The organism is Aneurinibacillus danicus (genome assembly GCF_007991215.1).
In the GTDB taxonomy this organism is placed as follows: Bacteria; Bacillota; Bacilli; order Aneurinibacillales; family Aneurinibacillaceae; genus Aneurinibacillus; species Aneurinibacillus danicus.
This window is the reverse complement of sequence record NZ_BJXX01000215.1, coordinates 1-8,977: the sequence shown is the minus strand read 5'-3', so window position 1 is coordinate 8,977 and position 8,977 is coordinate 1. Positions and strand designations below refer to the sequence as shown.

General features: G+C 36.1%; 10 protein-coding genes. All 10 read left to right on the top strand.

Features of this window, described 5'->3' with window-relative positions; all coding sequences use genetic code 11:
• Positions 1 to 2,097: hypothetical protein (locus ADA01nite_RS22330; protein WP_170230405.1), on the top strand; the 2,097-nt coding region annotated here is incomplete at its 5' end.
• Positions 2,098 to 2,146: 49 nt separating this feature from the next.
• Positions 2,147 to 2,905, top strand: coding sequence for a uracil-DNA glycosylase family protein (locus ADA01nite_RS20685; protein WP_146812330.1), 759 nt, complete (start codon positions 2,147 to 2,149; stop codon positions 2,903 to 2,905).
• 157 nt (positions 2,906 to 3,062) lie between these two features.
• A complete protein-coding gene (locus ADA01nite_RS20680; protein WP_146812329.1) occupies positions 3,063 to 3,977 on the top strand; it encodes a tyrosine-type recombinase/integrase in 915 nt (304 codons plus the stop codon).
• Between the two features lie 21 nt (positions 3,978 to 3,998).
• Complete coding sequence (locus tag ADA01nite_RS20675; protein WP_146812328.1) at positions 3,999 to 4,547, top strand: hypothetical protein; 549 nt, start codon at positions 3,999 to 4,001, stop codon at positions 4,545 to 4,547.
• A 33-nt stretch (positions 4,548 to 4,580) separates the two neighbouring features.
• Complete coding sequence (locus ADA01nite_RS20670; protein WP_146812327.1) at positions 4,581 to 5,132, top strand: hypothetical protein; 552 nt, start codon at positions 4,581 to 4,583, stop codon at positions 5,130 to 5,132.
• 448 nt (positions 5,133 to 5,580) lie between these two features.
• Positions 5,581 to 6,987 carry a competence protein CoiA family protein gene (locus ADA01nite_RS20665; RefSeq protein ID WP_146812326.1) on the top strand — a complete coding sequence of 469 codons (1,407 nt, stop codon included), beginning with the start codon at positions 5,581 to 5,583 and terminating at the stop codon, positions 6,985 to 6,987.
• A gap of 242 nt (positions 6,988 to 7,229) precedes the next feature.
• On the top strand, positions 7,230 to 7,427 hold the full coding sequence (locus ADA01nite_RS20660; RefSeq protein ID WP_246147441.1) for a UPF0175 family protein: 198 nt from the start codon (positions 7,230 to 7,232) through the stop codon (positions 7,425 to 7,427).
• A gap of 104 nt (positions 7,428 to 7,531) precedes the next feature.
• Entirely contained in the window at positions 7,532 to 7,741 is a 210-nt protein-coding gene (locus ADA01nite_RS20655) for a nucleotidyltransferase family protein (RefSeq protein ID WP_218029597.1), read from the top strand.
• 286 nt (positions 7,742 to 8,027) lie between these two features.
• On the top strand, positions 8,028 to 8,720 hold the full coding sequence (locus tag ADA01nite_RS20650; protein ID WP_146812325.1) for a hypothetical protein: 693 nt from the start codon (positions 8,028 to 8,030) through the stop codon (positions 8,718 to 8,720).
• 70 nt (positions 8,721 to 8,790) lie between these two features.
• Positions 8,791 to 8,977: transposase (locus ADA01nite_RS20645; RefSeq protein ID WP_146812324.1), on the top strand; the 187-nt coding region annotated here is incomplete at its 3' end.

The following is an 8,977-nucleotide window of genomic DNA, read 5'->3' as shown; positions in this document are numbered from 1 at the left end:
ATAGATATTATTGAGCGGCAATTTAGAAAATATGTAGATAAACATAAACATTTATTAGATAAGGAAGTCAATAGCTTTGAAAAAATTTGTAAAAGATATGCTTTTGACTATCCAGATACCTCATACAAGTATATTTTAAAGGACAAGTTATCAGAGAAACTTAAAGAGAAAGCCACTGTCAGTGAAAATTTTAAACGTGACAAGTTGAGAATTTTGGTGAAGCAACTCATTTTAAAGTTCATGGTTGAAAATATTGAAATTCACCCGTATCTGGAAGTGTTAGAGGAGATAAATGCACGACTACAAAACGGTATTTTGATTGTAGACATGAATAACGAAGCGCAGTGGAATGAAATTATTCAAATTACTATGGATATTATCAATCTATCTGAAGAGAACGAGTTATTTAAACATCCGCTTGAATGGTATGAACGTACATATAAAGTTGGAAAATCAACCCAGTATCTAATGGGAAAGGGATACAAGTTTAAGGTGGAAAATACCCGTGTTATTTCACAAGAAGATGATTATCTAAGAATTGCTCTTGAAATTGAGAAATATGTTATCGAATTAGGGGGCATAAATATTGCTGAATTTATGCTAAAAAAGCTATCTTCGTCTTTTAATCCCCGATTACAAAGATTTATGAAAGTAAGAAGATATTCCGGTTTTACTACTGAACAAAAAGTTGAACCAGAAATCCCATGGGGATATTTATTCGCACTTTGTGTAAAGCACTTTGTTCGTAGAAATTTTAAAAAAGATGCTGTTCAAATCTTTAATAAAAAAATAGAAGAGCTTTTTAAACTAGCTACAGCCTATATCTCAATGCTAGATATACAGGAGTATAGTAAATTTGGGCACATGTTTGTACAAACAGATAAGTTAGTTGAATATGTAAGAGATAATGTTTTATTTGATAATATAATTTTATTCCCTCAATGGAATCCTAAATACATTCCATTAATGATGGAAGGGTTACTAAAAGAGTTTTTTGATACAAAAGAAGTAAAGAGTAGCTTGAAATTTTCTTTTGAAGAATTATTACTTGTGGTGAAAGAGTCACTAAAGAGTAGTTCTGTAAATAGTTTGTCTTTTATATCTAAAAGGAGCTTGAAACAAACAGCTAATCATATCAGTAATAGTTCTTTACATAACATCTTCTCTATACTCTCACATAACAGAAACAAGCTCAATTCCGAGTATATCGTGCCGAATAACCTGAATGAATTTTTCTTGAAACCTTTCATTAAAGTAAATGAAGATCAATACATGATGTTACATCCCTCTTTGTGTGCATTCTCTTTTTTTGAAGCGGTTTGTAATGAGTTAAGAAAGTTTATTCCCAATTTTGATAATCAATTAGGTTTAAAGTTTGAGGATTTCATAAAAATAACTCTTGAACAAAATGAGATAGAGTACAGTTCCGGTTATTATGGAAACGACGGTGAATGTGACTTAATAATTGAAACTCCAGAAAAAGTTATATTTATAGAGGTCAAAAAGAAAGCTCTAACACGCACCGCCTTAGCTGGATATGACATTAATATCTTTGAGGATATTTCAAAAAGTTTAATCTCCTCACAGAAACAGTTAGGTGCTCATGAACTTGCGTTAGTTAGAGATAAGGAAATTATTTTGCGTGAAAAAAGAAGTGCTAAAAAAGGAAAGCAAGGAACTATTAAAAAAATTGAATGGAAAGATCGAATTATTCATCGGGTCAGTGTTTCGCTAAATGAGTATGGTTTTTTTAATGACCATAGTGTTACAAAAAATATACTTGAAACAATTGTCCAAGGCGAGGTACATGCAGTTGACCCTGAAAAAGACAAGCAGTTAGAACAACTACGTAAACATACAAGAGAATTAATCGGCCAAATTGAAGAACTAAGGCAATTGCAAGGTGAAGAAATAGAGCGATGGATTCCTTTTTTTGATTGTTCGTTTTATAGCTTGAATCAATTGTTAATGGTAATTAATGATTCGCATTCTACTGAATCATTTGTAGATAACTTATTTACTACTCACCATGTCACATTGTCGACTCTTGATTTTTATTTAGAATACGAGTATTGGAGAAACATAAGAAAAGGTTGAATGTGAGGTAGAAAAAGATAGTTATGCAATTGTTTATAGGAGGAGAAGAATGAACAAAATCGAAGCGTTAGCCCGAATGTTTTCCATGTATTCAATTTATCCAGCTTCATGCTATGTTGATAATTCTCCGGTGCGTATTTTTCAGAAAATGTTCCCAGATAATCATTATGCAAGAGATATGGAACTGTTTCTGAAAGAACAACAACATAATCCTCAAAGAAGAGGAGCCGACCTACCTTGGTGGGGAAAGCATTACTTCTCTAGCAAAGAAGGGCTACGAACTATGATTATCACGCAGGATTCTCTCGCCCTTGATGCGGGTAGCATCGTGTTTTTTGCTCACTTAATGCCGTTACTTGATTCAAGAGATACATATGAACAGTACACAAAGCAATTGAATAAAAATCAAAGCTTTCGGTTTGCAAGCTGGAGGAGAATCCGTGAACAAATGATACAGTGGGGAATTGATTTTGATTTTCTTTATGTGACGGATGCGGCAAAGGTTTACATTGAAAATTCAAGAGAGCGCTTTGATTTGAAAGCAAGCGAGCAATTGTTACGGGAGGAGATTGAGTTTTGTAACCCCGATTTACTTATCCTCCTAGGCGGATCGCCCCTCAAGCTTTTACAAAAAGATATGGTATATACTGATGTTGTTGAAAAGAGAGAGTTTATATCTGTTGCTGGAAAGAAAACGGTAGTTTCCCCTTTTCCTAGTGGTAATGGGTTAAGCCAGAAGAATTTTAATGAGCGGTTAGCCAATGCAACATCGTTGATTCAAGAAACTTTATCAAAACAGTCCATCTAAAAGCTTCAAGTCAAAAAATTAACTCGGCATATAACATACATTATCTACATTCAGAGGCTGGAAACCGAATGTAAACTTGTCGTATAAGTTTAAAAAACTATTGATTTTCAGCCTTTTTTTCCCTTTCAAACTCATCGTATAAGGTTAGGTGAAGAAAGTGCTAGCAGAGTATGGAGCATATTTAGAAGAGAATGGAAAGTCACATCACACCATCAAAGCATACACAAATGACATACAGGCTTTTTTCTTTGATACACGAATAAAGTTCGGTGGATACGTAGTAGCCGGAGATATTCGACGTTGGATAAAAGAGATGTTGACCCCGAAAGAAGGAAGAGCACTGGCAGTTAGCACCATAAACAGACGACTTAATTCACTTCGTGGCTTTTTTGTATGGGCGCTTGAAAAAGGATATGTACAGGCTGATCCGATGAGAGACATTCATGATATTCGAGTAGCAGATGAAGAGCAAGAAAAAATTATGTGGCTTACAGAGGAAGAGTTCGAAGAGCTTCTGGAACGTATGCGCACCATGCCAATCAAAAGTCGTGGGGTCGACCCGGAGGAAAAATACAGACGCGATCGAGCGATTGTTTACATTCTCACCTATACCGGCATTCGGGTAGAAGAATTATCGAATTTAAAAATAAACGACCTTGACATGCAGTTTCGCAAAATTCGCGTAGTTGGTAAGGGGAGAAAAGTAAGGACAATCCCCATAGCAACCCTGCTATACCATGATCTGATGGACTGGTTAGATTTTCGGTCAGAAGTAGCTAAGAAAAAGCACCATGTTGCAGAGTCCCTCTATGTTTTTTACAGTCAGCGTTCAAATCAACTTTCTGTTCGCGGTATCCAAACAATGCTTGAAGCCTATAGTACTCCTCAGAAGAAATTGACACCTCACATGTTCCGCCACACTTTTTGCAAATGGATGATAAAGTCAACAAATAATGATATTGAGAAAGTAAGGCGTTTGGCTGGCCACAGTCATATTTCCACAACAGCAAGATACATAAAAGATTCCTATACTGACCTTGCCAATGCGGTAGAGTCGCTTCCAAGAATATAAGGTGAATGGGGGAGGGAATATATGAAGGATAAGGATGGAAAGTATTGGTGGGAAAAGGGAGAGATACACTGGGAGGAGTTGAAAGGGATAATACAAAAAAAATCTGACACAACATTAAACCCGATTCTTCAAGAAAAAATGGAGAAAGAACGGAAACTGCTTCAAGTTATTCAAGAACGGAAAAATGAAATCATGTCTCTACATGAAAAAGGAAAGCGGGTTCGTGATGATGGCGTGTATCGTTACTACCACCATAGTGCGAAGGTATATTTTGGTATGCAGGAATATACAGAGGAATTAGTTACGTTCTTTAAATCGCTGATTTCATGGGATGAAAAATTACAATTGAATGATAACTTCATGCAAATCATTGGAGCAGGGACGGGAAAAGCCTTCAAAAGAGAGTTTAATTTCCGTTGGGAAGAAGAAACACGCACGATCGTAGAAGCTTTTTTTCATGCGTTTCACATTCTGGAGATGATGATAGAATACGGATTCGATAAGACAGAACCAAGCGCAGGGATAGAGGCGGGCTGGGCTACTGTTCTTTATCTATATCATCTCAGGTAAGACGAGAAAAAGAATAAATGGGGAGGAATATAAATGAAGTTTCCATTGCAACTACATAACGGTGAAAAGGTTTCTTTAGATTTATTTTATCCTGTTGAGAATGATCCAGAAGATAAATTGTATAGACCTACCACCGGCGGACTCTGGCTAAGCGATTTTACACCCCATGAAGAGTATCATTCTCCATGGTTAGAATTTGTTTATAACGACCCAGAAATGGCAGGATATCATAGTAATCCATTCAATTATATATATGAGGTGAAAGAAGAAGCGAAAGTTTATCAGATACATTCATATGAAGATTTTTTGCGTTTGTTAAAACAATATCCAATTAGAAGCAATCAGAATATATATATGGATTTTGAAAAGATGGCAAAAGAATGGGATGGGCTTTATGTTTCTAAGAAAGGATTAGAAGGATGCAGTAATCCTTGTATTCAGACGGTAAGGAAATATTTTAATGAAGAGGTTTGTGAGCCACCTAGCCTGAAAGCATGGGATGTTCCTTCATTTTTGGTTTTTAACTTAGATATCTTGATTTTCCGTGAAGAAAGAGAGAATCCTCATTTTATCGATTTTGATTAATCATAAATTGTGAAAGATTGCTGAGAGATTTCGGCAACCTTTCAATGCTTTATTGAAGGGAGATAAAATGATTTGAACTATTAAAGTGCGGGTCTTTCTAGAGACTAAAAAAATACGGCTTTAGCTTTGGGATAAAATGTATTTTGATTATAAGCCAAAAGGATAGTAGGAGAAAATATGAAAGTCTATGACAGATAAATAAAAAGAAAGAGTTAAAAATAAGGAGAACAAGGTACAATTTTTAAAATGTAGCTTCTAATGAAAGTAAAGGGTAACTTCTATTTCTTACTTTGCATCTCTCCATATATTAAAATTAGGAAATAAATATAAATTGCTCCAATAGGTAAAAGAATAGGTAATTTCAAAATAGCTATTCAAACATCCCTTTTAGCCTATTTTATGATTGAATTTCCTTTTTTTGTTTTCAATGTGACCATGGAGGGATTTCATGTATAGTGCAATTTATGGAGGATTCAACCAAACGACAATTGAAGAAGAATGGCGAAAATATAACGGTGATCTTGAACTAATTAGAAATATAGGAGAAAAAGGTGGGTATACCTGTCCTTTTTGCGGTAGCAATTTGCGGATTCGCGCGGGAAATGTGTATGATAGACACTTTGCCCATTGGAGTGGTACCTCTTGTTGGGAAGCAAAAATCCAAGAGAAGCAAATTGAAAAGTATAAGCGACAGAAAAAACGGGAAGCTCCTACACATCCAGTCATCCGTAGTTTTATATATAACGAGTTAAAGGCCCAAGAATCCAGTCACAAAGGTGTATATATCCAACACGGTGTAACCGCGAAGGCCAAAGAGCGTTGGACGTACTATCCAGATTTAATTTTGACGATCCAAGACAAAGAGATAGCCATTTCTGTTCTTACCAATGTCACTCCTGAAAAGGATAAGAAACTGATTAGGAGCATTCAAAAGCAAAACCAGTTTTATAGGGAAAAGGGATTGGAGATCGTTTGGTTCGTAGAGGACCGAGAACAGACGTTGAATATGCATGAACACGTTATTCACCTATGGGCTTCTGAAGTAGATTTAGCCATTGAGACAGCCGAAGACCAAAAATGGACAACGTTTCTAAAAAAGTTGAAGCAAGAGAATCATTATTCGATTTTTAACGTGTTCGGGTACGTCCCTGTCAATGATATGGATACGAAGGTTAAAAGCCTATACTACGTTTCGGCGCAAGAAGAGTATGTAACTTTTAGCGTTAATAGATTCATTTTAGACGGGAACACTGAACCCTATCAAGGGTTTGTATTCAACGAGGGATACGATATGAGGATGGGAACGGCATTATCTATCGGAAACTTATCCTTGAAATTAAGCGATACTGCCCTCGAAGAATGGTTACGGAATGATTTTCAAAAACAGTATGAGGAAAAATTAGTTTCTTACATAGAAACATTAGAAGAAAAGAAGAAAAGAAAACAGGAGGAACAGCAAACGATAGAAGAACAAAAAAGTGAATGGATGAAGCATGAAAAAGAAAAACACGGAGAACATCGCAAGAAACGTCAAGAATCTCGTCATACAAATCCGTCACCAGATAATTCATTTTTTGCACGCGAAACAGAAATGCTACCTACCATTTCAAAAGTAGAGTCTGTTTACCCCCAGATAACTGAGGAAAAAGCCGAGCGCTTGGTTCAAAAAATTTACAAGGGGAAAATTACTGCGGAAGAGGCGAAGAACTTACTTTCTTACATGAAAAGCAATCGCTCTTTCTGTCATAAAATTGAATGGCGGCGCTTTCTACACGCTCAATCCCTATATCAAAGTTATCAGATGAGGTCATACCTTGTGGATATTGAATACCTGATAAGAGAGAATCGTATGTAAGCTCTTTTTGTAAAGCTTTATTGTTCTGCAGTATTAGTTTTGGATAATAAGAATGACAGTTAACAGAGGTCATGATAGTCCATTAGGTTTCATGAGTGCTATAAGTAAGCGAATATTATACATATGCTTGGCCCGGAGAATTGCACCTTGATCCAGAAACATTATACAACCGAGGGATAGATTTCCCTTAGGTGATTATTTTACCTGAATCTATGCTTGTTGTCAGGAGAAGAGGAAACTATATGAAGGAAGAGGGTATCAAGAAATTTTTACGTGAGGAAATCTCTTTATGGCGAGCCGCAGAGTTGGCCGGCGTACCCTTGTTCGATTTTATTGACCTCTTACGGGAAAAGGGAATTCCTTGGAATGAGTATACAGAAGAGCACCGAGAATATGATGACAAAACATTGCGATGGATAGAGAAAGAAGAAAACCGATAAGTAGTATATTTGAACAGAAAGAGGAAGTAAAATGGAGCATATTTTTGACCAGATTCTTCTTCATCGAACGGAAATCATTGAAATAGGAGAAAAATACGGAGTTCATGACATTTGCATTTTCGGCCCTGTTGCACGAAGAGAAGCCAAACAGTGATGTTGATTTGCTTGTTTCGATTGCCCCTGACAGGAGCCTGTTTGATTTGATTGATTTTAAACATGAATTAGAGAATCTTCTTAGCCGGTCTATTGACATAGGTACAGAACTTCATCCAGTTGTCTATGCAAGTGTTACAGAGGAATTGATATCTCTTTAAAAGTAGAAGGAAAGGTGAATTCTGTAACGATTCAACAAAGGTTGTTATTGTTGGAGAACAAAACATACAAAAGAGAAGGCTCTGTTATCGTTTGTTGTTGATTTTCGAACCAAACCATGAATAGCAACCATACCATAGATGGCTATTTTTGCACTTATTCTACTATAAATCCCCCATAGTCATAAAAAGTCCCTAAAGTTGTAGCTTTCAGTTTCTAATCAAAGGATAACAGCATTGATTATCGAAAAAGTAATGGAATATTTTCTTTTAAATAAGGGGTGGAATAATGGGGATTCAAGATCAAGTCGAAAAGATCAAGCAGATGGCTGAAGATTCGGACGTCCTCCTTTTTGAAGTACATAGCTCAAGTGTACAAAGGGCTGATGAGGAAGAACTTCCAAAAATCAAATTGGTTAGTAATGAGAAGAACCTTCAAAAACTATTTCGGTTTTCAAAGGTTCATTCTGTACCGTTGTTTCTTTATCAGAATGTTATTACACAAGAGGACATCAACGATTCAATTATTACCAAAGAAGACATAGAACAGGCTGAATTGGACGATGAAGATCCTGAATGGACGAAGCTTTTGAAAAAGAAAGTGCAGGAACATAACAAAAAGGTTAAAACGATTGAATGTGATTTATTATTTGCTGTGATTTATACCGTTCTACCTTCTCAAGTTGTTCTGCAAATTTCATTTCTTCATGAAAAATTTGATGAATGGGTTAACCTTTTAGATCGTTCAGTAGAAGATTTACTTGAGGATACGGAAAATGAATCCCTAGATTTTTATGAGAAGAAGGAAGAAAAGAAAAGGCAAAGGAATCAACAGGAACAGCAAACTAAAGAAGAAATATTAAAAAAGTGGGAAGAATATTTGCTTGCCCATCCTGAATTTCAATTTCAAACTAACCAAAATCTTAGACGTATATTTGTTTCATCGCACCGACAAGAGTTTATTGATGCCCTTTCTCTTTAGCCCCCTAGAGAAGTTGGACACTAAGGGTGTATTTTGATTACACTTATAGTGACAGAGGGGGAAGACATCGATGACAAGAAGAAAGTATTCCATTGATTTCAAAAAACAAGTAGTGAAAGAAGCGAAAGAGACCGGTAATCTGGCAGCCGTTGCCCGTCGTTATGAGTTATCCGCTAACATGGTGGGGCGCTGGAAGCGAGAGTTGGAAAGCGGAAAACATGGAGAAATTGACTTCTCTATGGTTCCTGTCCTTGATA